The following is a 26,468-nucleotide window of genomic DNA, read 5'->3' on the forward strand; positions in this document are numbered from 1 at the left end:
TCACCTACTCCCCCGCATTATTTTCTTCTTGGAACTTAGCAATTGAACGATAAAGTTCATTGGTTTTCATTAATTCTTCGTGTGTTCCAATTGCTTGAATCTTACCGTGTTCCATAACAATAATTCGATCGGCATCTTTAATGGAAACTACTCTTTGAGAAATAATAATCTTAGTAGTATGAGGCATGTCTTTTGCCAAAGATTCACGAATTTCACGCTCAGTTGTCGTATCCACAGCAGAGGTTGAATCATCTAGAATTAAAATTTCTGGATTCTTCAAAAGTGCACGAGCAATAGTCAGACGTTGTTTTTGTCCACCCGAAACATTATTCCCGCCTTGTTCAATCATTGTATTGTAGCCATCTGGCATTTCACGAATAAAGCCATCTGCATGAGCAACCTTAGCTGCAACTACAACTTCTTCATGTGTTGCATTTTCGTTTCCCCATTTTAGGTTTTCTTCAACAGTTCCACTAAACAAAACATTCTTTTGTAAAACCATTGCAACTTTATCACGAAGGGCCTTCAATTCGTATGATTTAACATTATGGCCAGCTACTCTAACTGCACCAGACGTTACATCGTAAAGACGAGGAATCATTGAAACTAAAGTTGATTTAGATGATCCAGTCTCACCGATAATACCGATTGTTTCCCCAGGGGTAATATGTAAGTTAATATCCTCTAAAGCATAGTGCTTTTCATCTGGTGAGTATTTGAAGTTAACATGATCAAAAATAATATCTCCATTAGTTACGTCTTTAAGAGGTTTACGTGGATTTTCGATTGCTGGCTTTTCGGTTAAGACAGCTGCAATACGTTTACCACTAGCTTCAGAAATAACTAATTGTGTAGTGATCATAGCTAAAATATTTAAACTAAACAAAACAGAGTTTGAATACGAAAACATAGAAACTAATTGTCCAGTTTGTAAACTTCCACCAACGATTTCTTTGGCACCAAACCAACAGATTGCTAAAGTTGAAATATTAAGAACTGCCATTACAACTAACGCATTAAGTGACATAATCTTTTGCGCAGTTGAGAAAAGTTTATAAATAAAACCAGATGACTTTTCAAACTTTTCAATTTGGGCTTCTTCTTGAACATAAGTCTTTACTTCTCTAATTCCGCGAATATTTTCACGAACATCTTGGTTCATTGCATCATATCCTCTAAAAATACGTGGGAAGTAAGGATATGCACTTTTAATAATTAATGCTAAAATCAAGACAAAAATTGGGGCAATTACCACAAAGATTAAAGATAATCTAGGACTGATAATGATTGACATAATAATTGAAAAAACTAGCATTAATGGCGCACGAACAGCAATTCTAATAAGCATTTGATATGCGTTTTGAACATTAGTTACGTCTGTTGTTAGACGTGTTACCAAACTAGCACTAGAAAACTTATCGATATTACTAAAAGAAAAATCTTGAATATGATAAAACATATCTTTTCTTAAATTAGCTGCAAATCCCGCCGCTGCATGTGCAGAAACATAACTAGCACTTGCACCTAATGCTAAAGAAATTAAAGTTAATACAAAAAGAATTAGGCCCCATTTATTGATATAGCCCATATTCCCTTTCATAATTCCCCTATCAATTAGAATACCAACCAAGTACGGGATCAGCATTTCAATTAAAGCTTCACCTGCAACCAGGACTGGGGAAGTCAACGACAATTTTTTGTATTGTCTAATTGACTTACGTAACTCATTAACCATATAAAACCCCCGTTCTTTACTTAAAAAAGATAAAAATAAATAGACGCCTCGCGCCGTCTATTCACTCCCCTAACCAATAAATTATTTGTTATCTTTATTTATACTGTAGACTAATTTAAATAAATAGTCACGCTTTTAATTTCGACGATTTTGTCTTCTAGCGGCAATTTCATTTTGACGCTTAATTTGCAATGGATCAACAACATGGTATTTTTGACGGAACCATCTGCGAACAAAGAAGGCAATTACCGCTAATACAATGTAAACCCATGGGTTTAATACAGGATTAATCACTCGCATAAATGGCATTGTTGTAAATTGAATCCAAACCATTATGATTCCGACTAAAAATACACCTATCAAAATAATTTGCCACATTGGTGGACGTTTACTTTTATCCCTAGTAATTAACTCAGTGTAGTATGCCATTAAAATACCAAATAAAATTGTAACTGATGCAACAGTTAAAATACCCAATTGTTGCATACGATCTTGTTGCTTAGAACTGTTGCTAAATAGTTGTACTACACCAAAAAATCCAGCAAAGATAACAAAGTATAACAAACTATTATCTACGGCATGCATCCAAAACTTAGTCTTAGGTGCTTCTTTTTTAGGATTAGCAATTTCGATTGCTTTTTCTCTTGGAGCTTTTTGATATAAGTTAGATGCTGGAATTCCTTTACGTTGCGCAACAATAATTTCTGGCAAAATTTGATCAATTGCTGGCTCTACTTGATCCATAGTATAGTTTTGATCTTCTGTCAAAAACTTCTCCAAACGAAAAATGTAATCTTGGTTTTTATTACTCAACTTATTACGCAATTCTTTCGGAGACATCTTTTTAATCTCTTCATCACGAGCATTTTGTTCATGTGCCTTTTTTAATTTTTCTTGTTGCGCATTACCTGCTGTTGAGTTCTTGGCAGCTTCAGTATTTTTACTTTTATTTTGATCTTTTGGATCCATTCAACAAACTCCTAAACATTAAATCTAAATTCAATAATATCCCCATCTTGAACTACATAATCTTTTCCTTCAAGACGAAGCTTTCCAGCTTCTTTAACTTTTTGCATGGTTTCAAGCTCATTTAAATCATCAAATGAAACAACTTCTGCTCGAATGAATCCACGTTCAAAGTCTGAGTGAATAACACCTGCAACTTGTGGTGCTTTCATGCCTTCATGGAAAGTCCATGCACGAGTCTCAGGACCACCAGCAGTAAAGAAAGTACGAAGGCCTAAAATGTGGTAAGCAGCCTTAATCAAGCGATCAAGTCCAGACTCTTCAACGCCTTCCATTTCAAGAAATTCTTTTCTTTCATCTTCATCCATTGAAGCAATTTCTTCTTCAGTAGCTGCACTAATTCCTAAGGCCTCTGCATTTTCACTTTCAGCATGCTTTTTAACAATTTGGTAGTACTTGTCACTTTCTGGATCAGCCATTGAACTTTCAGCAATATTAGCAACATAAATAACTGGCTTAGAAGTAAGTAAGAATAGTCCCTTAACGATCTTTTGTTCATCTTCATTAAAGTCAATTGAACGAGCCGCCTTACCTTCTTCAAGAACTGGCTTTAATTTATTTAAAACAGCTAATTCAGCTTTAGCTTCCTTATCGTCTTGTTGAGCAACCTTTTGAACTTTTCCAATTCTACGGTTAACTGCATCTAAGTCCGCAATTGCTAATTCCAGATTAATTGTGTTGATATCTTCTTCCGGATCAACCTTACCAGTAACTGAGGTAATGTTGTCATCATCAAAAGCACGAACAACGTGAACAATTGCATCGGTTTGGCGGATATTTTCAAGGAACTTATTTCCAAGTCCTTCACCTTTTGATGCACCTTTTACTAAACCAGCAATATCAGTAAATTCAAATGTAGTATGAACAATCTTCTTAGCTGGAATTAATTCTTGAATACGAGCTAGACGACTATCTGGAACTTCAACCATCCCCACATTTGGCTCGATTGTGGCAAATGGATAGTTTGCCATTTCGGCACCAGCTTTAGTAATCGCGTTAAACAAAGTAGATTTACCTACATTTGGTAATCCAACAATACCTGCAGTTAATGACATATTATTCTCCTCTTAATTGATTTTATTCAAAGTGCGGTACAGCAATATTTTCCTTTGGAACATAATGTTCTTCTTTTAAGTTAACAGGATCATTTGCTGCATGCAGCACTTTTTTTAATTTTTTATTGAATTCTGCTCGAGGCATCATAATTAAATGACCACACCCTAAGCACTTAATGCGAATGTCTGCACCCATTCGCAAGATTTCCCACTTATTTTCACCACATGCATGTGGTTTTTTCATCTGTACTACATCGCCCAAATGATACATGAAAAATCAACTCCTATTAATTATTTATCTAAATTAATTCCTAGTAAATCCAAAATTCGATTTAATTCATCCGTTGATGCAAAATCAATGGCTAAATGACCATTTCCTTTTTTGCCTTCGGTAATATTTACACTAGTACCAAATTTATCAGTTAATTGAGACTCACTAGCCCGAATGAAAGCAGATTTTTTAATAGACTTTTTCTTGGGCTTCTTTTCTTTTTCGTTTAATTTAGCTACTAATGACTCTAATTGACGGACAGTGATTCCATTCTTAACTACTTTTCGAGCTAGGTCATCAATACCATCTTTATCTTTTAATCCCAGCAGAGTTCTTGCTTGACCCATTGATAGTTCTCCTCTTTGGAGAAGACGCTTAGTTTTTTGTGGCAGGGTAAGCAAACGAAGATAGTTAGCAATATATGGTCGAGACTTTCCTAATCTTTTTGAAACTTCAGCTTGAGTTAAGCCCAGATTCTTTTGAAGCATTTCATAAGCTTGAGCTTCTTCTAAAGGTGTCAGATCTTCACGTTGCAAGTTTTCCAAAACTGCAACTTCCATCATTTGTGCTTCATCAAATTTACGAATAATAGCTGGAATTGTTTTTTTCTTAGCTAATTTGGAAGCACGAAAACGTCGCTCACCCGCAATAATCTCGTAACCATTAACTGATTTACGAATAATAATTGGCTGAAAGACGCCATTTTCTTTAATGGATTCAGAGAGTTCCTTTAAGCTTTTATTATCAAACGTTTTTCTAGGTTGATAAGGATTGGGTCTAATTTCATCTAAAGGAATTTCTGTAATTTCTTCAGTTTCTTGAACTTGCGGGCTTTCATCAAATAAAGCTTCTAATCCACGTCCAAGACCACGTTTTTTAGGTTCTTTAGAGTTTTTTACCATGAGCTTTCAACACCTCTTTTGCTAAGGAATCATACACTTGTGAGCCCCGAGATTTCGGCGCATATTCTGTAATTGGTTGACCATAACTTGGTGCTTCTGCCAATTTAGTAATTCTCGGAATAATGGTTTTATAAACTTTTTTATTAAAGTAGGATTGTACTTCCTTAACAACTTCTGCACCTAAATTAGTTCTTGCATCAAGCATTGTTAAAAGAACTCCTTCAACGCCTAAGTTTTTATTAAAATGCTTTTGAACTAAGCGAATTGTATTCAACAGCTGACTTAAGCCTTCCATTGCATAATATTCGCTTTGAACTGGGATTAAAATTGAATCTGAAGCCGTAAAAGCATTAATTGAAAGTTGTCCTAAAGAAGGTGGACAATCAATTAAAATAAAATCATATTCATGACTTACCTCATCAATTCCTTGTTTTAATCTAGTTTCACGAGCCATCATTGAAGTTAATTCCATCTCAGCACCAGCTAATTGTATCGTAGCTGGAACTGCATCAAGATTCTTAGTCTCAGTATGATGAATTGTTTCAGACAAAGAAATTTCATCAATTAAAACATTATAGATATCCTTATCTACAGAAGATTTTTCAATGCCTAAACCAGATGTCGCATTTCCTTGCGGATCAATATCAACAATTAAAACTTTATAACCATGATTTGCAATACTGGCACCTAAATTAATTGTTGTAGTTGTTTTACCAACGCCGCCTTTTTGATTGGCAACCGAAATAATTTGAACCATATTTACCCCTTTGCTTACTTTTTAAGCAATTCAATAGTAATCTTATAGGAATCTCCCTTTTTATCTTCTTTATATTTCACAGTCATTCCTGAATCTTTTGCCATCTTAATTGCTTTTTTAATGGTATTTATTTGTACTTTAAAGTCATTAGCTGTTCGAACTTGGACCTTTTTCTTAGCTTTTTTCTCTTTTTTAGGTTTATCTGCTTGAAGTTCTTCCTCTTTAGCCTTTTCTTGTGCTTCAAAATAACCATCAAGATCTTTTACCATCTTTTCGGTTTCTTTTACTGTTAAACCATTCTTAACAATTTCACTAACAGCAGTATCTTGATCTTCTCCATTCAAAGCTAAAAGAGCACGTCCATGCCGTTGTGAGATTTTCTTATCAATTAAAAAGCCTTGTACTTTTGGTGTAAGCTTGAGCAATCTAATTTTATTAGCAATATAAGATTGAGTCTTACCCATTTGAGCAGCCAATTCGGTTTGAGTTAAGTTATTAACCTTCATTAATTGAACATAAGCTTGCGCTTCATCAATTGGATTAAGATTTTCACGTTGTAGATTTTCAACTAAAGCCAAGGAGGCTGCTTTTTCATCATCCATATCTTCAACAATTGCTGGAATTTTAGCCCAATTTAATGACTGAGCAGCACGGAAACGACGTTCTCCAGCAATGATTTCATACTCTCCCTCAGGACCATCAGCGGGCTTGCGAAGAATAATAGGTTGTAATAGCCCTTGTTCTTTTAGAGTAGCAGCTAATTCTTCAATTGATTCATCACTAAAAGTATGACGTGGCTGATAGCGATTAGGAATAATTTTATCTAATTCAATCTCTTGAACCTGCTTACTTTCAGGAATCTTTTTTTGACGATTGCCAAATAATGAAAATGCCATATTTCAAATCCCCCAATCAAATTTAAAGTGGTTTTTTATTCGGCGTACCAGCCTGACGCGGATATTTCTTTGGTGTAGTCTTTACTTTTTTGACTATGATTAATGTACGCTCATCATCACTATCAGGAAGAGTTAATTCCTTAACGTCTTCAACTTCTCCCCCTAACACTTCAATTGCATGTTTAGCTTCTGCTAATTCATCTTGTGCCTTAGGTCCTTTTAACGCGACCAGATCTCCATTGACTTTAGTTAATGGCAAGCAGTATTCACTCAAGACACTCATTCTTGCTACTGCTCGTCCAGTGACTAAATCAAATTTTTCTCGTAAATTTTTATTTTGTCCTGCGTCTTCTGCGCGACTATGAACTAAAGTAACTTCATCTAAGTCTAAATCATTTACTAATTCGTCTAAAAATTTCAATCGTTTACCCAAAGAATCAACAATTGTAATCCGCAAGTTAGGACATAAAATTTTAATTGGTAAGGAAGGAAAACCAGCTCCTGCTCCAACATCACACAAGGTCTTTTCGCCTTTAAATAGGTCGGGAAATTCCAAAAGAGGTGTAATGCTATCAAAAAAATGTTTTAAATAAACCTCGTCTTCATCAGTAATTCTGGTAAGATTAACTTTTTTATTAAATTCAATTAATTTATTATAGTATGTCGCAAATTGGCCTTTTTGATTATCACTAAGTTCAAAGCCATATTTTGCGAGTTCTTTTGCAAAAATTTCTGGATTCATTTTTCACCCGTGAAACCTAGTTTCACACTCCTAATTTACCGCAATTAAAGTCGGTTAACAATACTATTATGATCATAAACTAACGTATTTAATTATGGAGTATTTTTTAAGAATCGTCAAAAAACAACTAAGTCCCAAAAAATATGTATTTAAATTAAAATCTATAGGCTATAATGATTAGCAAAAGGAGTTAAATTTCATGATTGTTACGCTTATTGTGATTCTTTATCTTGGCTACCAAACTTATAAAGGCTACCAGCTGGGATTTGCTCAACGTGTTATTAATATGATTTTTGGTGCAATTGTATTTGCTGCTGCCATCCTAGGTCAAAATAGTTTAGGAAATTGGTTCTACGAACAATTTTCAGGGAAACTAGTTCCAACAACTGGCAACATTAGTCTTGAACTAATAGGATATCGTTTCTTGGCTTTCTTTGTAATTTGGTTTATTGGAAAGATGATTCTGAAAATATTCAAGGGCTGGCTACCTAAACGTGATCGGACTAAAAAGGGCATCAGTAACCTATTAGACAACGTACTTGGTGCACTGGTGTCATTCATTGCTGCTTACTTTCTAGTTTACGTTGCCCTATCGATGTGCCAAGCTTTTCAAAATCCTTGGTTTATCCAACAAACAGTGGATTCACCAATTTTACGAGTAATTATTTATAATACTCCAGGACTATCAAATGGTATCTTTAAGACAATTTTTGGTATTAGTCGTACAGTAGGATAACTCAACAAAAATAGGATTCGGAAATTTCCGAATCCTATTTTTATACCCCAACTCTTTCAATTGAGTCATCGGCATATACAAATATTGCTCCATAACGACCAGCCTTATCATTTTTCCATCCTGGAATCGGTTGACCAGCGAAAAATAGTCGTTTACATTCAATTTCTGCTTGAACTGAATCACGGGTAAATAGCGTAACTCCTGCTACATGCGTTTTAACTGGATACCCAGTCTTTGGATCAATAATATGGTGATATTTTTTACCATTAATCTCTAAAAAGCGTTCGTACGTTCCACTGGTTACTGCTGAACATTCATGAACAGTTGCCGTTGTAAGATTGTCTCCGCGTTTCTTTTTTGGATCTTGAACACCTAAAATCCATTCACCACTTGTTCTTTTAGGAGAACTATTTACAAATAAAACATTGCCACCTAAATTAATAATTCCAGCTCTTACATCATAAGCATGCCATAAGTCTCTAATCCTATCAGCAATATATCCTTTTGCAATTCCTCCTAGATCAAGTTCCATTCCCTTTTTAGTTAGAAAAACAGTTTGATCATCATCATATAATATAACGTCATCAGGATTAGTTAAAGCCATTCTCTTTTTAATTTGAGCATCAGTTGGAATATGCGCTCCTTTAAACCCAATATGCCATAGCTTTACAACTGGTCCAATCAAAGCATTAAAGCCAAAATTTTGTTTACTTTCATAGACAGCTAATTTAATTAAATCATATGTACTTGCCGAAACTTGAACCGGATGAACTCCAGCTGCATGATTAATATCCATTACTTCAGAATGATCCCGATTTACAGTTAATCGATCCTCATAACCTGCAATCAAGTCAAAACTTTGATCTAAAATCTTTTCACTATGATCTCCATAAATTTGTAATGTAATTACAGTTCCTAATCCACGCCCAACTTTTGAAATTGGATTTGAAGCATAATTTTCTATCATTTTGAGACCTTCTTTGGCTCTAAGTATAATTCTCTTAAACTTTGAATTAAATCGTCATCAATCTTCAGAACATTTTTAATATAATTGTCTAAACCATTATATTTTTCATCAATTAATAAAAGAGCAGTATCTAAATATTCATTAGCCACACTAGCTAAACTTCTAACATTAGCTCGCAAAATCACACTGCCTCCTTCATCAATTATCTTTTGATTCATCATTGCCTGATACTTGCCTAGCATTAAATTCGAAAATAAATAATCCTGCCGAATGGTTTCCATATCAACGCCAAGTAAATATAAAATCAAAACAGTAGCTAAACCCGTACGATCTTTTCCTTCAGAGCAATGAAAGATAATTGCTCCATCTTTAGTATTAGCAAAAATATTAAGCAAATTTCTAAAGGCATTTTGTGAATATTTTTTACCAACTGAGGAATGGTATTGGTAACACATTGTTTTAAAGCCAGCATATTGATCTTTAGTATATGTCTTTTTTAATTGAAAAATTTTTTGATCTGTTTCCACATTCTGATTCCCATGAATCGGATTATCAATATGTTCAACACCTGTCGGTACAATATCAGGTGCATTTTCGGTTTCTTTAGGTGAACGTAGGTCAATTATCTTAGTTAAACCATAGTTAAGTAAAAAAGTCTCATCTTCCTTAGTCATTTGGCACAATTTACCAGTTCTAAGGAGACGGTGCATTTTTATTTTTCGACCATCAAAACCTACATAACCACCTAAGTCACGTGCATTAGGCACATGTTCTAATGGTAAAATATTTGGCCTAATCATTTTGCAATCCCTACTTTTCTAAATTTTTAAAAACAATTTTTTGTCCAGGCTCAATATTTGAAAGTAAACTACATTCACTATCGTCAACTTTTCCAAGTATTCTTACTTTTTGGCTCGCTGGTAAATCTCGTTTAGCGATATGAATTTCGCCACTATTTAAGTTTTCACTACTATTAACTGTAACCGTTCCAACTAGTCGATCAAGTGGTAAGTCTTGAGCTTCAAATTTTGGAAGTTCATCTTCGTTATGGAGTCGAACAATATCTCTAGCCACATATAAATAATTATGCCATTCATTTTCTTCCAAAAACGGAACTTTTTTATCTAAATGGAGTGTAATAGCATAATCCTTAGTATAGCGCGCAAAAGTCTTTATTGTTTCACTAGTTAATCTATCGCCTACGATAACATTACTGCAAGATAATTTCTTTAAATTTAAAGCAGCAGCTAAAGGATATATACCGCGTTGAGATTCAAGAGTAGTTTTTCCAGCAAAAAATGATCCTCTTTTTACTCTATCTCCAGCAATAAATGCAGCGGTTTCTAAATTACATTTACGAAGCCAACGATTTTTCTCTTCAAACCAATCATCAGCCATTCCTGTTTCAGGTTGTGAGTAAAAATCAAATAAGGCCCGAATATGATCAAAGTTCGCTGCTTCTTCCTTCAAATGAGTAATATCTTCTGGCTGTAAATAAATAGCATTTAATGAAACCCACATTGATTTAGATAATTTAGAAACAAATCTCATTAAGACTTGATCATTAATTCTTAAGCCTGTAACATTTAGAGTCTTCAACTTCTCCACATCATCTAAATCATATCCCAGTCGATGCAAATCATCTTGCGATACATCAGCTATTATCTTTAGCTCCAGATCTTTACACCAACCAGTTAACTGATTCAATCTTTTTAAGATTACATCTGCTTCATCATTTAATCCTGTTAATGAAGTAAATACCTCATTAAAGCCAGCATTTCTCATTCCTAATAAATAGTTATGGTCATCTGCTGTTAAATCTTTATCCAAGTAAACTGAAAAACCGAGCATCTATATTTCTCTTTTCTAAGCTTGAAAATGCTTTCTTTCATAAAAGATGATAAACTTTAATCACAAAAAAAGCTAGATAGAAAATTCTATCTAGTTCTTTTAATATGCGGAAATATACTTTAAATTACTTTTGTGTTTGTTCAACAAATTTAACAAAGTTACTAAATGCTAAATCAATTGCATGGATTGTTTCTTGATCTAATAAGTCTCCAGTATTTTTATCAAATTTATCTGCAGCATGACCAATCAAAACTTCATTTCCTGGTAAAACATTTGCGCTTTGATCAGGAGAAAGTAATATTTCACGCATTTCTTCTTGCGCTCTAGACGCACCTTGAATACCATAAGATGTTCCTAAAACCATTGCTGGTTTCATTTTCATTACATTTGCATTTCCTTGTGCATGGCTACCTGTCCATTCCATTGCACTCTTTAAAGATGAGGGAATTCCGTGATCATATTCAGGTGTAGCAAAAATCACACCATCTGCTTCACGAATCTTATTCTTGAATTCTTCAACCTTGCTATCTGGTTGAGCTTCCTTTTTAAAAGGCGGCAAATCAGCAATTTCATATACTTCAATTTCAGCTTGGTCTTGATAGCGTTTAGCCATAAATTGTTCTAAAAAACGATTATATGAAAAATCTGCATTTGTACCAACAATTGCTAATAACTTCATGCTTAACCCTCTCTTACTTACCTACTTCAGCGTAAAAACTATCAAATTCATCAAAGAAATGATCCAAGAATTTAACAGTTCCATCTGGTAAATTACCATCTTCATCGAACTGTTCTGGAGCAGTTCCCATCATAAATTCGTCGCCATTAAATACCTTGGCGCTAAATCCTGGTGAAGAAAGAACCATCTTCAAATGACTTTGTCCACGTGCTGAACCTTGAGGTAAAACTGAAGTTCCTACAATAACTACTGGCTTATCTTTAAAAGGATGTTCAGCTGATGAAAGCCATTCTAACGCACTCTTTAAAGATGAAGGAACTGAGTGTTGTTGTTCTGGAGTAGAGATTAAAACAGCATCCGCCTCAGCAACTTTTTTAGCAAAACTTGCCACTTTGCTTGGTTCTTTAATCCCCTCTTTAAACATTGGAAGATCTCTAACTTCTCCTAATTCAATATCATATCTACCAGTAAAATGTTTCTTAATAAAATTTAGCAAGTCTCGATTATAAGAATGATCTGCGTTGCTACCGACGATTGCAAAGAGCTTCATTTATTTCGTTACCTTTCATTAATTATCTATCTCTTAAATTATACGTTTTAATTTCATAATTTTAAAAGTCACAATATCATTTTAACAAAAAAAGACACCACTTTAACTTAAAAGTAGTGCCTAATTTATACTTATCCAACTAGCCTAAACGTTCTTCAAGAGATGCATCTGCATCTGCTGCAAACAATGGATTTTCTTCTACATTAGTAAGACGGTCGTTTAACATAGCATCGTGAATTTGTGCTTTCAATACACTAATCATTTGTGCTTGCGTAAAGTTAACCATCTTGTTAATGAGTAAAGTTGCCAATCCAGTAGCAGCAATCCAGTTAGAAATCACAATATGCTTTAATCTTTCATCGGAATATTGTTCTGCATCAAATTGTTGCTTGAATTTTTCAATTCCAAGTCCCATTAAAGTATCAACAATCATTTGGTTACCAAACTTACCGTCGACAAACATTGCTCTAAATAGGTCAACATGTTCTTTAGCAAAGTACAAGTATGAAAGATCTAGGTCAATCAATGGTTCACCTGTAAAGTTTTGTTGAAGAGTATTAGACTTCAATTCATCAGAAATTCTTGCTAAAACTTGATTACGTAAGTCTTGCATGTTCTTAAATTCAAGATAAATTGGTTGAGTTGAGCAGTTAACTGCCTTAGCAATATTTCTTGCAGTTAAACTTTCAATTCCACCACGAACTGCTAATTTATAAGCAGCATCAAGAATTCTTTGCTTATCTATTTCCTTTTTTCTAGCCACTTTAATTACCTCATTTAATTAAAATTTTTTACAAATATCCACACATAGAGATCATCTAAAAATAGCAGAATTGCCTAACATCTGTTATTTATCCGTGTTTATATTATAACAAAAATGTGAAAAAGTGGAGGAATTTATATCAAATTCTATAATCTTTTAAATAAACTTGAATCATCATCCCCAGTAAATTGATCATAATGAGAATTAATCATTTCAATAACTTGTTGTTTATCTAAGCCTTCATTTGCTGCAAATGCCAAAAATGCTGCTGAAAGAATATAACCTTTTTCACGATTATCAACTAAATTGTCAGAAAATTCCATGTTAATGGTATTATCTTTATAATCAGTGGTAAGAATGATTTTTTTATCTTCTGGTAATTCTGCCATTTTAATACCCTCGCTTATTTTTAATTTTTTTACGTTATACAATATAGATTATATTATATCAATAGAAAGTGTGAAACCTATGACTTCTCCTGTTGGACGTTCATCTTGTACATCTATTTTAATTGGCAAAAAAGCTACTGTAGATAATAGCGTGATTATTGGTCGAAATGAAGATGCTAAAACAGCTTGGCCAAAGCACCTAGCTTTTAATCAACATCAAATAAAGAAACATAACATTTTTAAATCAAAAGACAATAAATTTGAAATAACATTACCAGACGAGTGTTTTTCTTATTCTTCCACTCCTGAATGGACAGATAAATATGGTGTATTTGAAGAAGATGGAATCAATGAATATCATGTAGCAATGAGCGCTACTGAAAGTGCCTATGCTAACGACCGAGTAATGGCATTTGATCCTTTTGACGAAGAAAAAGGCATCTTAGAAGAAGCAATGGTAACAGTCGTTTTACCATATATTAAATCTGCTTGAGAAGGTGTAGAACGTTTAGGTAAAATTGTTCAAGAGCATGGCGCAGCTGAAGCAGATGGAATTTTATTTGCAGATAGAGATGAAGCCTGGTACATGGAAATTGGTTCTGGTCATCATTATGTTGCTCAGCGTATTCCTGATAATTCTTATGCCGTAGTAGCTAATCAATTAGCAATTCAAGTAATTGATTTTAATGATAAAAAGAATTTCATTACCTCTCCCGATATTCAAAAGTTCGTTTATCAAAATAATCTCTGGCCAAAGAATAAACCATTTAATTTTAGACTAATTTTTGGTACACATGATGATTCTGATCTAACTTACAACACGCCACGTGTTTGGAGTGGACAAAAGCTATTAACCCCATCAATAAGCCAAGATCCAGAAAGCTTTGATTTACCATTTATTAGAAAACCTGATCACCCAATATCAATTCAAGAAGCACAACGTGTTTTAAGCGATCACTTTAATGGCACAAAATATGATTTAACTAATTCTAAAAATGAAGGACAACCGGCTTACCGACCAATTGCTGTTGCTACCACTCAAGAATCTCATTTGTTACAACTCAGAGATGAAGATATGGTTCATTGGCTCGCGATGGGAATTGCTGCTCAAAGTGTTTATATTCCCTTCTATCCCCAAGGAACTAAAGTACCTACTATATTTAAATACGGAAAAGAAGAATTTACTACTAATTCCGCTTATTGGGTCTTTAAAATGGCTAGTGTCTTAGTTGATCGAAATTGGGGTAAATATGCAACTGATTTAGTTAATACCCAAAAAGCAACGAATCTAGCTTTGAATAAACTACGAGTTGAGTATGATAAAAAATTAGCTCAAGAAAAAGAGAATACTAAAAAAATTGATCTAGTCAATGAAGCAAACAAAAAACTGGCTAATGTTGCTACTAAGAACTATCAAAAATTAATTGCCAAACTTATTACCGCTCAAACGGCAGATTCTCCATTGAGATTTAAGATTGATCCTAATTTGTAATAAAAACATAAAGTCTAAAAATACGCAGATACAAATTTGTACCTGCGTATTTTTTATTTCTTTTTCAAACTCAAGTGCCCATCTAACATTTCATATATTTTGTCAGAATACTTATTAAGTCTTAAATCATGGGTAACTAAAATAATAGCCTTTTCTTTTTGTTTAGCTAAAGTCTTAAATAGTTTTCCCACTTCTTCAACCTTTTCACTATCTAATGAAGCAGTAGGTTCATCAGCTAAAATAATGGCCGGATCTGCATATAATGCTCTTGCAATTGCCACTCTTTGCTGTTGACCACCGGATAATTCTTTAGGATATTTATTTACTAGTTGAGAAATTCCTAATTCATCTAGCAATCCATCAAGAGCTTCTTTACTTAAATTACCAGTCTTTTTAACTTTATCTACTAAAATGAATTGTTCTCTAACAGTTAAATAAGGCACTAAATTATAAGCCTGTAAGACAAAGCCGATTTTATCTAGACGTAGTGCATCAGCTTGTTTAGGAGAATAGTTAGTTACGTTATCTCCTTCAATAAATACCTCACCAGAAGTAGGCTTTTGTAGTGCTCCTGCAATTGTCAGGAAAGTACTCTTGCCCGCTCCAGAAGGTCCTTCAATTAAGACAACTTCACCCTTTTGAGCTTCAAAATTTATATTTTTTAGAGCATTAACCTTAGCATCTCCTTGACCATAGGATTTGCTTACATCTTTTAATTCAATTACTGACATTTAAATTCCTCCTTTACACAGCCTTTGAAGGATCAACCTTAAGAATTGAACGAATTGGAATCAATCCACCGATTGCTCCCATTAAAATCATCCCTGCAAACGTTGAAATCATGATCCATGGGGCAAAATCAATCGGTACAGTGGCTGGCATTACGCTAACAGTAAGCAACATCAAAAGATATGCTAAGACCGTACCTATAATTACTAAAATTAATGATTGGCTAAGAGTAGCACCAATTAATGTCTTGCTTGGGATACCTTGTGCTCGTAAAACAGCATAATTTGGCATTTTTTGAATAGTTAAAATGTATAAAAATACGGCAATCACAATCAACGAAATTACGAATAGAAAACCAATCATTAATTCAAAAGTTGAGTTTTGGGCTGTATAACCAGGTAATTTATTAACAAAAGTCTGCTTATCGTAAGATCTAACATTCTTAGCTTTAAAATCTAAGTTTTTCTTAGAAATAATTCCAGAAGCTTCTACATTCAGAGCCATTGGTCTTAGTTTCTTCCATGCTGCCATCGTACCATAAGCAATTGGCGCAATATTAATCTTGGCATTTTTTAAGAAACCAACGATTTTATACTTTTGATTGCTACCATTTAGGGTTACTTTATCACCTAAGCGGTAACCTCTATTCCAGAGAATTTGATCAACAGCTATTTCGTCATTATGCTTTGCTTTACGACCAGAAACTACTTCCAAATCTTTATAGATGTACTCATCTTTATTCAACCCAATAAATTGAGCTGAAATTGTTTGATGTTTCTTTTCTTTCATTACAATTGGCACTATCCCGACATAGCTATCATTTTTTGTCTTTTTAAAATCTTTTAGATCTTCTTTGGTTAACAAAGACTGACTTAAACTTACATTCGAATTGTCATTCAAAACCACTGCTTGAGTCTGCCAGCTATTAACTGCTTGGGTATTTTCTGAAGCTAGACCTACTGACAATGATGACAGCATAAAAATTAAATATGCAATTAAAAAAATCATCAATGTAATTAAGCCGTACCGAAACTTCTCGTATTTTATTTCTTTTAGAGCTAAAAACATTTTTGCCTACTTCCTTTGTAATAAACACAAACTTTCATGGTATCTTTTTAGAATTTTTTCTTTATTCTCTTTATCAAATAAAGCTAAATCTATTGCTTCATGAGTTAAAACCATGGCAGCCCAGACTTGAGAGTCGAGATTAAGAAAAGCATCCTTCTGCTTTTCATCATCTCCAAGAAAAGCTTGATTCTGACTAAGATGTAGTTTAATGAGATCAAAATAAATACTATTTTTAGTCTGATCAATAAAATTAACAGTCATTTGATAGAAAGATTCCGGATCAAATTCTTTTAGTCTTGCCGGAGAGCCCATGTGGACCTCTTTCATCGCAAGTCGATAAAGATAAAGATATGCATCTCTTAAATCACCAAAATATTTGTAAAATGCACCTCGAGCAATTCCTGCATCCTTTACGATTCTTGCTACTTGAGCTTTAGCCAAAGGATAGGTACTGAATTCCTTCAAAAGTGCTTTTTCTATTCTTGCTTTCTTTTCATCTGAAAGATTTATAAAAGTTTCACTAACCATGTCTTCCCTCCTTGTGACACCGTGTCACTTTTGATGTATCTTAAGTCTATTACTAAAGTGACACTGTGTCAACATCTAGGTACAAAAAATGCTTAATTTCGATAAGATATCAAAATCAAGCCTTAAATTTATTACGCTAAAACCCGATTATAGTAAACCAAAGTACCATATTCTTTATTAATATCTAATTCAGCCAAACCACAGTTTTGCATTTGATCAAAATACTTAATATCACCATTAGTTAAAAAATGAGCACAGATCATTCTGCTTACCACACCGTGACAAACGACTAGCATTGTATCATCAGCATGTTTTTGATACAAATCGTCAAAGAATGAGGCGATTCTTTTTCTAAAATCTTCTCGCTTTTCAACACTTGAAGCGTATTTATAGATATTATCGTTAATTAAACCTTTTTTATTAAAAGCATCGGGATATTTAGCACGATATTCAAGTGATGATTTTCCATCCCAAGAACCATAATTTAATTCCTCAATTCGTTTATCTGTCTTAATTGGAGTATTATCCCCTACAAAAATCCTAGCAGTTTCTTGTGCTCTTTTTAACGGACTAGCATAGACTGCATCAAATTGACTAGGATCGAAATTTTTAGCTGCTTTTTCTGCATAAGCACGACCTTCTTTACTTAGATCCGGATCAACGCTTGAGCCTTGAATCATACCTTTTTTATTTAATTCAGTAGTTCCATGACGTAAAATTACTACTCTCATAAAGTATCTTACCTCTTAATTCCATAATATAAGGGCTCTGCTCGATTAAATGTCATTAATCTTGGGCGCTCAATATCATTTTTTTCAAAATGAAGTTCAGTAAAACTAACATTTCTTACTGTCATTACATCTTCAATTTTTAGTTTAAACCATCTAGCTATTAAACTCCTAATCACAAATCCGTGACAAACAATCATAATCGTCTTGTCATTAGCATCGGGTTGAATCTCAGATAAAAATTCTTCAACTCGATCTGCTACTTGACTAAAAGTTTCACCGCTTTCAGCATATTCTGCATATTTACTATTAATAGTTCCTAAATCATCGAAGGCATCAGGATATTTTATCTTAAGCTCTTCGGCATGTTGTCCTTCCCAAGAACCAAAATCCATTTCTCTAAGTCGATCATCAGTAATTATGTCTTTTTGAAAATCAGTTAAAATTTGAGCTGTTCTTTTAGCTCTAATTAATGGGCTTGCATATACTTGATCAAGTTTACTATTGTCAATTAACTTACTCACTTCTTCAACTTGCTTAACACCAGTTTGACTCAAATTAGGGTTACTTATGCCTCCAGAAATTATGTCTGAAGTATTATGTTCGCTTACTCCGTGTCTTACTAATAGCAGATCCATATAATTCACAATCCTTTATATTTTATCCAAGAAAATATTATACTAAAAATTTATTAAGCTACTAAATTATCTCACATGTGAGACTATAATGAAGTTAGATAAACGGAAAGTAGGCATTTATATGGCAACAATTACACTTGAGCGTGACGGGCTAAAACTGGTTGGTACTCGCGAAGAACCGTTCGGCGAGATTTATGACATGGCGATCATTTTCCATGGCTTTACGGCTAATCGTAACACCCCATTTCTAAAAGAAATCGCTAATAATTTACGTGATGAAAATATTGCTAGCGTTCGTTTTGACTTCAATGGCCATGGAGATTCTGATGGTAAATTTGAAAATATGACTGTATTAAATGAAATTGAAGATGCTAATGCAATTTTAAATTACGTTAGAACTGATCCCCATGTACGAAACATTTACCTCGTGGGACATTCACAAGGCGGAGTTATCGCTTCAATGTTAGCTGGACTTTATCCTGATATTATTAAAAAAGTAGTTCTTTTAGCGCCGGCAGCTACTTTAAAAACTGATGCACTCAAAGGTAGTACACAAGGCGTAACATATAATCCTAATCACATTCCAGACCGACTCCCATTTAAAGATCTAACTTTAGGTGGTTTTTATCTACGTGTTGCTCAGCAATTGCCTATTTATGAAGTATCTGCACACTTTACTAGACCTGTATGTTTAGTACATGGTACAAACGACACTATTGTCTCACCAGATGCTTCTAAAAAATATGATCAAGTCTACGAAAACAGTACTTTACATTTAATTGATGGATCAGATCATAGTTTTAGTGATAACTATCAAAAAATTGCGGCTGACTTAACTGCAGAGTTTCTGCAAGATAATAATGCTTTTTAATTAATTTAAACAAAAAGGGAAATCTAACGATTTCCCTTTTATTCTTCAATAATCTTTTTAAACTGATCGCCAGCTAATTGGCGGTAGTAATTTGCCTTAGTTGCTTGGTAATAAGGCGTAAGCCAGAGCCAACCTAAACCAAATGGAATAGTAGCTAAAATTGCCCAACCAATGAAACTTAAATCTAATAAAAACAACTCACCCTTATGACCGTCCATTAATTTACGACTAGCCGTAATTGCCTCAGTTGGTACACTATCGCTACCTGCTTCAGCCATATCTTTGACAATGTAAGGTGCCATTGAATACGAATATCCTTTAACAATCCCTGGGATCACTAAAAGAAGTATCCATAAAGAAATAAAAATATTAACTAATAAGGATGTTAACAGTGTTGGCAGAAATTTACCACTAGTAAATCCTGAAAACATAGCAGTAAAAATATTTTCAGTCTTTTCTCCATCCGCTAAAGTCAAAAAAGTATAGGTAACACCATAAAGAACCATGCTACCTAGAATACCAATGCTAAATGAACTTGCTAAACTAGCTATAATTCCACCAACGAAACACAAACCTACAGCCCAGAGCCAATTACCACGTAACTGCTCTTTTGCATTTGCTTTTAGTTCTGATCTTTTCATTATTTCTTCTCCCCAAATTAAATATAAGAAGAATTTATCATTTATCGCAATTCATTACAACCGTTTTTTAAAGACATAAGTTTCTGCAGAAGAATCTTCAGCTGAAAAAACATAACCAAAATCAGAAAACTCTTTTAATTGTTCAGGAGTATTAATTTGCTCTTTTGCTGCAAAACGAACCATTTCTCCACGGGCCATCTTGGCATGAGTCGCAATTTGTCGCCACTTACTATTTTTATTCTCTAAAAATTTAATTGTGATCATCCTTTGCCCATCTTTTAAATATGGAACAATTAAACGTGAATATTCTAGAGATGCCAGATTAAGGACCGTTTCTGTATCACGGAAAAGTTCTTGATAAGGCAAATCTCCCCAAAAATGATAAAGACTGTAGTCTTTAAACCCTGTCATTTGCGTCTTTAATTCTAAACGATAGGGAATTACGCCATCAAAAGGCTTCAAAATACCATAAAATCCAGATAAAATACGCAAATGGTCTTGAAGATAGTCTAATCCTTCTTGTGGTAAAACATCACCTGCTAAATATTGATATTGAATTCCTGAAAAGGCTAAAATAGCCGGCGTTAATTTTTTATCAAGATCACTTACTAGAAGATTATTTTGATTTGTTCGAACAATATTATCATTAGCCTTCCACAAGCTTTTTAATTGTTCAAAATTTCTCGTCTTTAAGAAATCTAATAATTCTTGGACCTTATCTAAATATACCGGCCGTGATCTTACTAAAAAAGTATCTTGATCTATCTTCATTTTTTTTGCAGGTGCAATAATTATTTTCATACTCTTATTTAACATTAGTAACCACGATAAATAAAACAATCAAACTAACAACTGCTAAAGCTGTAGAAACTATTAATTCTATTTTTCCCTTCTTTTTATCTTGTAAATTAGCTGTAATGTATCGCGCACTAGCAGCTACACTAACAAACAAGAACATAATAAAAAGCCATAAAAATAAGCATATTTCCGTACCCTTCTATATCTATTTTTAATTATACGTGAAAACATTTTGCTTTGCTTAAAATTTCTTTTCCACTTATAATCAATCTTGAATATGCAATAGAAAGTGAATACTAAAATGTGTGAAAAAGAAGATTTAAATATTGGTCTTGTCTTGCAGTATCAAGTTGCTCCTAAAGGAACATTTGATGCCGACACTCTTGTACGCCATGCAAGAGATTTTGGCTTTAGAGGAGTAAGTATTAAAGATGGCGATGATTCTCAAATAGAAGCATTGCAAGCTGCATGTCAAAAATACGCTATTAAGTTCTGTCAAAAAAGACCAGCAGAAAAATTAATTTCTCCAGATGTATTGGCCAAATTAATTGCAGCACGTCTAGACAACATGAATATTTATTTTGAAGTGGAACTAAATCAAGATGGGTCTATTAAACCTGAATCAGATCCAGCTATGAAAACCTTGCGTACATGGATTGATCGTTTTGGTCACGCTTATTACGAAAGCCGTGCAGATCATGAGATTAAAGCAGATGAAGATAATGTTCATGTCTTTTACAATGCGATCGCCAAATATCAACGCTATGTTTTCATCCATATTCCACTTGAAAAAAGTATTGAGTTAAAACATGTTCCTCAAGTAGAAAAAGCTGCTTGGATTGATACTCGAAACGAATTAGAATTTAAGCAAGATGGCGATCGTCTACATATTGAACTTAAACGTAAAGAAGACAGTGAACAATTTTCTGTTTATGGCTTACGTCTTCAACTTCATCGTCCAGAAGATGATTTAGGAAAAACTGAATATTAAAAAGAAGATGTCAAAGCAAATTTGCTTTGACATCTTCTTTTTACTTTTATAGCAAAAAAGTACCCTTATGCTAGGATACTTTTTTGCACTAATTATTCTTTCTCAGGCAATATCAAAATATAATTCAATAGCTTATTGGCATTACTGCGTTTATCTTCAAAATCTTTAATAGTATTATTTAATTCAACTAATCGATCCGTAATAATTCCATTAACGTTCTCATACATCATCTTCATCATGATATTTGATTCGTTTACAGTCCAGGCATAAACAGGTTTGTTTTGAAGCTGCGCTTGCCATACAAAATCATTATTTAAAGTTGAATACTCCATAGAATATCCATCTGCAAGACTTTGGGGATAAGTAAAATTGTAGGGCTGAATATATAAGACAAATAATTTAGGATTAATCTGATGTAATCCTTCAATAACACAGTAATCTAGCGATTGAACTTGATAATTGCGTTTAAGAATTAGCTTGCCATATTTTTTATTAAATCTTTCAAGCATTTTAGGCGAATCATTCGGCGTTGTCTTAACTTCAATTAATAATTTTTGCTTTAGCTTGGCAGCGGCCTTTAAATATTGGTCAAAACTAGCGATTTTAGCATGGTGTCCATCTTCATGAAGCGTAATTTTAGTCAATTGATTCAAAGTTAAGTCTTTCGGTGCTTTATCGATACCAGCTAATTTTTTCAAATTTTCATCATGCATAACCACGAATTGCTTATCCTTTGTTTCATGCAGATCTATTTCGACATAATCAGGATGAAGTTTAGCTGTTTTCTTCAAAGCCGGAATAGTATTTTGCACACCATTTTTGTCACTAACTCCACGGTGCGAAATAGTAATTGGGCGTTGCATCTCCGTGCCTTTTAAATAAAGGATATTATTAACTCCAGCAGCTAAAAGAAAAATAGTTATCAAACATAAATCCATTATTTTAATAGATTTTCTTTTTTCAGATGTTACTTGTGTTTGAACTATAAAATCATCCAAAGGCTTAATAACAATCAAAATAGAGATTACACTAATCCCAATTGCAACAAATTCACTGATTGCTTGAACTAATATCAGATTAAAAGTAGCAAAGCCAAAACTAAGAGCTTTTGATAGATGATCTAATCCTAATTGGCAGGAGTACACCAATAGATAAAAAACAAATAAAATTAGACCAGCACTAATCCCTAATACTACTAACCTACTTAAAATCGTCAACCACTGCTTATGGCTGGTCAATTTCCAACTTTCTTTCATCGCTACCAAAGTCTTTTTTCTTTGATAGATCATTATCGGAAGAGTCAAAATTAAGCGAATACCAAAGATAAAAGCAAGAATATAAAAGATTATTAATCCACTTGCCAGCCAAACATTTCTCATCAAAAAATCCAAGATAAATTCTGGAATTTGAATTTTTGCAAGTAAAGGTGTCCGATAAACAATATCAGCAAAAGGGACTATTAATAAAAAGTATAACGCCAATAAAAGCACAGAACTAATTCGAACTGATTTATAAGTTTGAATTAATTCCTTTAGCAAAAATCTAAATGTAAATTTTTCCTGAGAAATTTCTCTAATTCCTAGTAAGATTAATGCAAATCCACCATAAATTACTAATAATAAAATAGCTAGTTCAAGAATTAAACATAGAAATACTAAAGTATGAGTTGTAATGATAATAATAATATTTTGATATGAAATAAATGGAATAGCACCAGCTTTTAAAATCCCTGTTGTCACATATCGAAATACTGGAATCACTAAAACTTGAGTAAAAATATCTATGCCAATAAATAAGGCTATATATTCTAACCAATGTTGTTTAAAATTTTTAGAATATGTATTTATATCTTTTAAAATATTCTTCACAAATTAATCCCCAATCATTACTTTTATTAACATTCTACAATTTTACCCATAGAAAAAGGAATCCTGACTATCTAGGATTCCTTTTTTTCAAGCTTAGCAGTTTTTACATGTGAAAAAATCAATTCGCTTAATTCTTGAAAGAATAATCTATCTTCTATATCTCTTCCCCTATAACTACTTAAAACAGTACAAAAAACTGGAGCTTTTTTAGTCATAAACGCACAAACTTCATGCCGTGCCTGTCTATCTTGTCCTAACTTGTTATACGTAAGAAGATTATCCCCATAAAAAGTTAAGTCTGTAGGAATAGTATGATTACTTAATCCTTTACGCACCAAAGCACAAAAAGGATTTTGAGTAGTCATCAAATGTGTAATCAATTTATCAACACTAGTAGCTGTACATTCATTATCCTGACCACTTGCTGAATAACGCATCAATTCTCTACCAATTCTTAAGCCAGGATAGTTGTCCTTTAACCATGCATCAATTTCGTAGATATCAAACTTTTCAATTAATAAGTTAGTAGCCACATTATCTGATAATGCACTAATCAAATAAACTAAATCTAGCACACTCCAATTCGTGCGATGAAGAGCGCCGATAATTCCAGCACCACGTACACGAGAAAGATCGGTAACTTCCATCATTTCGTTAACAACATCTGGATTCTCTTTCCACTGATCTTCAATATACGCCGCAATGGACAAGTCAATCAAACTTCCTGCTGGAAAAATCTTATCGGCCTGATATTGATACATTATTTTATCGCCATATTTGACAATCACACTTGCATCAATATCATATTTTTGGATAATTTCAGTAATTCCACCCTTTAACATAAAGCAATCGCCTTCCTTATAAAATTAGACAAAACTTAACCTACGTTATTTTATATATTATGTCAGCATCTTTATTTATAAAATAAGTTTAAAACTTTTCATTATCAAGTATCAAGACAGCTTTAAATTTTCAAAGAAAAAAGATGCCAATGCATCTTATTCCTTAATATTTTACGACTATTATTTAATATAATATTTGAATCACCTTTTTTACTTCAAACGTTTTAACTGATTAGTCAACGACTCTGTTTTTCTAAATTTTTCTTCTAAATTCGACAAATCTTGATTAATTGTTGCCAAAAACAATACGCTTGAAACAAGCATTTCTGAAAATAATGAATTAATCGCACCAACTCTGAGTAATTTTTCATCAGTTGAAACACCTAAAACAACATTACTAATTTCAACCAAAGGAGATTGCCGCGAACGTGTAACTGCAATAATTGGAGTATGATTTTTTCGTGCTTGATCAGCCATCAATAAAGTTTCTTGGGTTAAACCGCTATAGGAAAAAATTACTAAAACATCTGTAGAATGAGAATAACATATCCTCTCTAGCGCAATATGAACATCCTGATTAAAAATCACGTTTTTACCGCTACGAATAAATTTATAATACAGGTCTTGCGCTGGTAAACTCGAAGCACCAACGCCAGCTAAATAAATTCTATCAGCATTCTTTAAAAAGTTTATTGCCTGATTTAATGCCATACCATCAATCAAATGAGCTGTTTGCTCAGTGTTTTTTTCAATACTTAATAAGAGCTTTTGCAAAATAATATGAGGATTATCATGATTTCCCACAATTGGATCAATAACATTGTCATTTTCTTGAGGTGTATCTTGAGCTAATTGAATTTGAAAATCTTTAAGCCCTTTAAAACCGAGCTGCTTACAAAAACGAATCATTGAAGCAGCACTAGTTTTGGTAATTTTTCCTAAGCCTTGTGCATCTTCTTGTAAAAAAACTTTTGGATGCGCTAATAAATAATCCGCAATCTTTTTAGATGCACCTTTAAAATTTGGATAATTGTTTAAAACTTTAGTTGATAAATCCATACTATACCTCTTTTTCTAATTCAATATTTTAAGGTGCTGAAATACTATTTCAAGATTTTTGTACGAAGTTTAATAATCTTTTTGCTTCTTTTCTCAAGGTCACGTTATCATTACATTCAGATAATTTATAACCAACAAAATATGGCGGCGCATAAAAACGTGGAATAATCTTACAACATATTCCATTTCGATTTGGATAGAAAAACAAGTTATATGAATCACAACGACCTCCATACATCTCTTTTAATGTATAGCGTATTCCGTATTGAATCCAGTCAGCCCATTTATCTAAGCCTGAGTCTTCTAACAAATTAATATTTAATTCTTGGAATCCTTGAACGGGATGCGTAGCAAAGTTAACTTCCATATTATTTGTTTTAAAGACATGAATTCCAGTAAAATTATTTTCATAGATATACTTGTAGCCATCTTCTTTATTCAAACCGACAACTTGCATATGCGGGTGCGCTAAAGAGCCATTGGATTTAGGGCCAAAATTTTTATACCAAAGGACCGATCTAAATTCACCACTTTGTTGCATTTCATCAAAGCAATTTAAAGCAAATTTCATCAATTTATGATTATATTCTTGGGAATAACTGCTAACGTCTCCCTTATGCTGGTTCGACTCAATTATGACTGTTTGCTTTGTATCCTTTAATGTTGGAAAACGATTAGCGAGCCAAATCATTGATCCATTAGTTTGATAAATATCAGTTAAATTTTCTACATCACAAAAAGGACAAATATTACTTTTTTCACTATTGAAGCTAGACGGCTTATTTTTAGCTACGGCAAATTCAAATATAAGTGGATCATTATTCAAACTTTTCCCTCATTTCTAAAAAATATTTGCACTTCAGCCTACACTCTACTATAATAATTATTGAAAGTGA

The 26,468-nt window shown here is 33.2% G+C and carries 30 protein-coding genes and 1 pseudogene; 4 read left to right on the top strand and 27 right to left on the bottom strand.

Going from position 1 to position 26,468, the window contains the following annotated elements:
- Positions 1-4 precede the first annotated feature (4 nt).
- The 8 genes from FD18_RS03515 to rsmG form a co-directional block, all read right to left on the bottom strand.
- Entirely contained in the window at positions 5-1,735 is a 1,731-nt protein-coding gene (locus FD18_RS03515) for an ABC transporter ATP-binding protein (protein ID WP_057718648.1), read from the bottom strand.
- A gap of 135 nt (positions 1,736-1,870) precedes the next feature.
- Positions 1,871-2,704, bottom strand: coding sequence for a DUF1129 domain-containing protein (locus FD18_RS03520; RefSeq protein ID WP_057718649.1), 834 nt, complete (start codon positions 2,702-2,704; stop codon positions 1,871-1,873).
- Between the two features lie 11 nt (positions 2,705-2,715).
- Entirely contained in the window at positions 2,716-3,816 is a 1,101-nt protein-coding gene (ychF, locus tag FD18_RS03525) for a redox-regulated ATPase YchF (RefSeq protein ID WP_057718651.1), read from the bottom strand.
- A 22-nt stretch (positions 3,817-3,838) separates the two neighbouring features.
- Positions 3,839-4,087 carry a DUF951 domain-containing protein gene (locus tag FD18_RS03530; protein WP_057718652.1) on the bottom strand — a complete coding sequence of 83 codons (249 nt, stop codon included), beginning with the start codon at positions 4,085-4,087 and terminating at the stop codon, positions 3,839-3,841.
- Between the two features lie 20 nt (positions 4,088-4,107).
- Positions 4,108-4,989 (bottom strand): ParB/RepB/Spo0J family partition protein, encoded by an 882-nt coding sequence (locus FD18_RS03535; RefSeq protein ID WP_057718653.1) that lies wholly within the window; start codon positions 4,987-4,989, stop codon positions 4,108-4,110.
- Positions 4,973-5,746: a ParA family protein gene (locus tag FD18_RS03540; protein WP_057718654.1), complete on the bottom strand. Its 774-nt coding sequence runs from the start codon at positions 5,744-5,746 to the stop codon at positions 4,973-4,975. The genes FD18_RS03535 and FD18_RS03540 overlap by 17 nt, the downstream gene beginning before the upstream one ends.
- A 14-nt stretch (positions 5,747-5,760) precedes the next feature.
- Positions 5,761-6,642, bottom strand: coding sequence for a nucleoid occlusion protein (gene noc / locus FD18_RS03545; RefSeq protein WP_057718655.1), 882 nt, complete (start codon positions 6,640-6,642; stop codon positions 5,761-5,763).
- A gap of 22 nt (positions 6,643-6,664) precedes the next feature.
- Positions 6,665-7,384, bottom strand: a complete 720-nt coding sequence (gene rsmG / locus FD18_RS03550) for a 16S rRNA (guanine(527)-N(7))-methyltransferase RsmG (protein WP_057718656.1) — start codon at positions 7,382-7,384, stop codon at positions 6,665-6,667.
- 199 nt (positions 7,385-7,583) lie between these two features.
- On the opposite strand from rsmG, the gene FD18_RS03555 reads away from it, so the two are divergent.
- Positions 7,584-8,120 carry a CvpA family protein gene (locus FD18_RS03555; protein ID WP_057718659.1) on the top strand — a complete coding sequence of 179 codons (537 nt, stop codon included), beginning with the start codon at positions 7,584-7,586 and terminating at the stop codon, positions 8,118-8,120.
- Between the two features lie 40 nt (positions 8,121-8,160).
- Here the strand turns inward: FD18_RS03555 and FD18_RS03560 are convergent, their stop codons facing one another.
- The 7 genes from FD18_RS03560 to FD18_RS03590 form a co-directional block, all read right to left on the bottom strand.
- Positions 8,161-9,087 (bottom strand): FAD:protein FMN transferase, encoded by a 927-nt coding sequence (locus FD18_RS03560; protein WP_057718660.1) that lies wholly within the window; start codon positions 9,085-9,087, stop codon positions 8,161-8,163.
- Entirely contained in the window at positions 9,084-9,887 is an 804-nt protein-coding gene (locus tag FD18_RS03565; protein ID WP_057718662.1) for a tyrosine-protein phosphatase, read from the bottom strand. Before FD18_RS03565 ends, FD18_RS03560 begins: the two co-directional genes overlap by 4 nt.
- Positions 9,888-9,897: 10 nt before the next feature.
- Complete coding sequence (locus tag FD18_RS03570) at positions 9,898-10,938, bottom strand: MupG family TIM beta-alpha barrel fold protein (protein ID WP_057718664.1); 1,041 nt, start codon at positions 10,936-10,938, stop codon at positions 9,898-9,900.
- A gap of 124 nt (positions 10,939-11,062) precedes the next feature.
- Positions 11,063-11,617, bottom strand: coding sequence for an NADH-dependent flavin reductase subunit 2 (gene nfr2 / locus FD18_RS03575; protein ID WP_057718665.1), 555 nt, complete (start codon positions 11,615-11,617; stop codon positions 11,063-11,065).
- Positions 11,618-11,630: 13 nt separating this feature from the next.
- Positions 11,631-12,167, bottom strand: a complete 537-nt coding sequence (locus FD18_RS03580) for an NADPH-dependent FMN reductase (RefSeq protein ID WP_057718667.1) — start codon at positions 12,165-12,167, stop codon at positions 11,631-11,633.
- A gap of 139 nt (positions 12,168-12,306) precedes the next feature.
- Entirely contained in the window at positions 12,307-12,930 is a 624-nt protein-coding gene (locus tag FD18_RS03585) for a TetR/AcrR family transcriptional regulator (protein ID WP_057718669.1), read from the bottom strand.
- 146 nt (positions 12,931-13,076) lie between these two features.
- Positions 13,077-13,319, bottom strand: a complete 243-nt coding sequence (locus FD18_RS03590; RefSeq protein ID WP_004898039.1) for a hypothetical protein — start codon at positions 13,317-13,319, stop codon at positions 13,077-13,079.
- A 79-nt stretch (positions 13,320-13,398) separates the two neighbouring features.
- Here FD18_RS03590 and FD18_RS03595 point away from each other — a divergent pair.
- A pseudogene (locus FD18_RS03595) lies at positions 13,399-14,811 on the top strand (C69 family dipeptidase).
- Positions 14,812-14,864: 53 nt separating this feature from the next.
- Here the strand turns inward: FD18_RS03595 and FD18_RS03600 are convergent.
- The 5 genes from FD18_RS03600 to FD18_RS03620 form a co-directional block, all read right to left on the bottom strand.
- Entirely contained in the window at positions 14,865-15,542 is a 678-nt protein-coding gene (locus tag FD18_RS03600) for an ABC transporter ATP-binding protein (RefSeq protein WP_057718671.1), read from the bottom strand.
- A 13-nt stretch (positions 15,543-15,555) separates the two neighbouring features.
- Entirely contained in the window at positions 15,556-16,608 is a 1,053-nt protein-coding gene (locus FD18_RS03605; RefSeq protein ID WP_057718673.1) for an ABC transporter permease, read from the bottom strand.
- A 6-nt stretch (positions 16,609-16,614) separates the two neighbouring features.
- The gene (locus tag FD18_RS03610; RefSeq protein WP_057718674.1) at positions 16,615-17,136 is read right to left on the bottom strand and encodes a TetR/AcrR family transcriptional regulator; all 522 of its coding nucleotides are present in this window, start codon (positions 17,134-17,136) and stop codon (positions 16,615-16,617) included.
- Between the two features lie 131 nt (positions 17,137-17,267).
- Entirely contained in the window at positions 17,268-17,867 is a 600-nt protein-coding gene (locus FD18_RS03615) for a histidine phosphatase family protein (protein ID WP_057718675.1), read from the bottom strand.
- A gap of 8 nt (positions 17,868-17,875) precedes the next feature.
- On the bottom strand, positions 17,876-18,502 hold the full coding sequence (locus FD18_RS03620) for a histidine phosphatase family protein (RefSeq protein WP_057718676.1): 627 nt from the start codon (positions 18,500-18,502) through the stop codon (positions 17,876-17,878).
- A gap of 121 nt (positions 18,503-18,623) precedes the next feature.
- Here FD18_RS03620 and FD18_RS03625 point away from each other — a divergent pair, with 121 nt between their 5' ends.
- A complete protein-coding gene (locus FD18_RS03625) occupies positions 18,624-19,373 on the top strand; it encodes an alpha/beta hydrolase (protein WP_057718677.1) in 750 nt (249 codons plus the stop codon).
- A 38-nt stretch (positions 19,374-19,411) separates the two neighbouring features.
- Here FD18_RS03625 and FD18_RS03630 read toward each other — a convergent pair whose 3' ends face one another.
- From FD18_RS03630 to FD18_RS03640, 3 genes are read right to left on the bottom strand one after another with little or no spacing between them, the layout of a single operon-like run.
- Entirely contained in the window at positions 19,412-20,014 is a 603-nt protein-coding gene (locus FD18_RS03630) for a DUF975 family protein (protein ID WP_057718678.1), read from the bottom strand.
- Between the two features lie 54 nt (positions 20,015-20,068).
- The gene (yaaA, locus tag FD18_RS03635) at positions 20,069-20,815 is read right to left on the bottom strand and encodes a peroxide stress protein YaaA (protein ID WP_057718706.1); all 747 of its coding nucleotides are present in this window, start codon (positions 20,813-20,815) and stop codon (positions 20,069-20,071) included.
- A 4-nt stretch (positions 20,816-20,819) separates the two neighbouring features.
- Positions 20,820-20,972 (bottom strand): hypothetical protein, encoded by a 153-nt coding sequence (locus FD18_RS03640; protein WP_157053601.1) that lies wholly within the window; start codon positions 20,970-20,972, stop codon positions 20,820-20,822.
- A gap of 141 nt (positions 20,973-21,113) precedes the next feature.
- On the opposite strand from FD18_RS03640, the gene FD18_RS03645 reads away from it, so the two are divergent.
- Positions 21,114-21,803, top strand: coding sequence for a hypothetical protein (locus tag FD18_RS03645; RefSeq protein WP_057718679.1), 690 nt, complete (start codon positions 21,114-21,116; stop codon positions 21,801-21,803).
- A 92-nt stretch (positions 21,804-21,895) separates the two neighbouring features.
- Here the strand turns inward: FD18_RS03645 and FD18_RS03650 are convergent, their stop codons facing one another.
- The 4 genes from FD18_RS03650 to FD18_RS03665 all read right to left on the bottom strand — a co-directional run bounded on the left by FD18_RS03650 (position 21,896) and on the right by FD18_RS03665 (position 26,398).
- Entirely contained in the window at positions 21,896-23,671 is a 1,776-nt protein-coding gene (locus FD18_RS03650; protein WP_057718680.1) for a glycerophosphoryl diester phosphodiesterase membrane domain-containing protein, read from the bottom strand.
- A 71-nt stretch (positions 23,672-23,742) separates the two neighbouring features.
- Positions 23,743-24,513: a serine hydrolase gene (locus FD18_RS03655; RefSeq protein ID WP_057718681.1), complete on the bottom strand. Its 771-nt coding sequence runs from the start codon at positions 24,511-24,513 to the stop codon at positions 23,743-23,745.
- Positions 24,514-24,723: 210 nt separating this feature from the next.
- The gene (locus FD18_RS03660; RefSeq protein WP_057718682.1) at positions 24,724-25,572 is read right to left on the bottom strand and encodes a MurR/RpiR family transcriptional regulator; all 849 of its coding nucleotides are present in this window, start codon (positions 25,570-25,572) and stop codon (positions 24,724-24,726) included.
- Positions 25,573-25,621: 49 nt separating this feature from the next.
- Positions 25,622-26,398: a DUF4931 domain-containing protein gene (locus FD18_RS03665; protein ID WP_057718683.1), complete on the bottom strand. Its 777-nt coding sequence runs from the start codon at positions 26,396-26,398 to the stop codon at positions 25,622-25,624.
- Between the last annotated feature and the right edge of the window lie 70 nt (positions 26,399-26,468).

Origin of the sequence: Lactobacillus taiwanensis DSM 21401 (assembly GCF_001436695.1) — a bacterium.
GTDB classification, from domain to species: domain Bacteria; phylum Bacillota; class Bacilli; order Lactobacillales; family Lactobacillaceae; genus Lactobacillus; species Lactobacillus taiwanensis.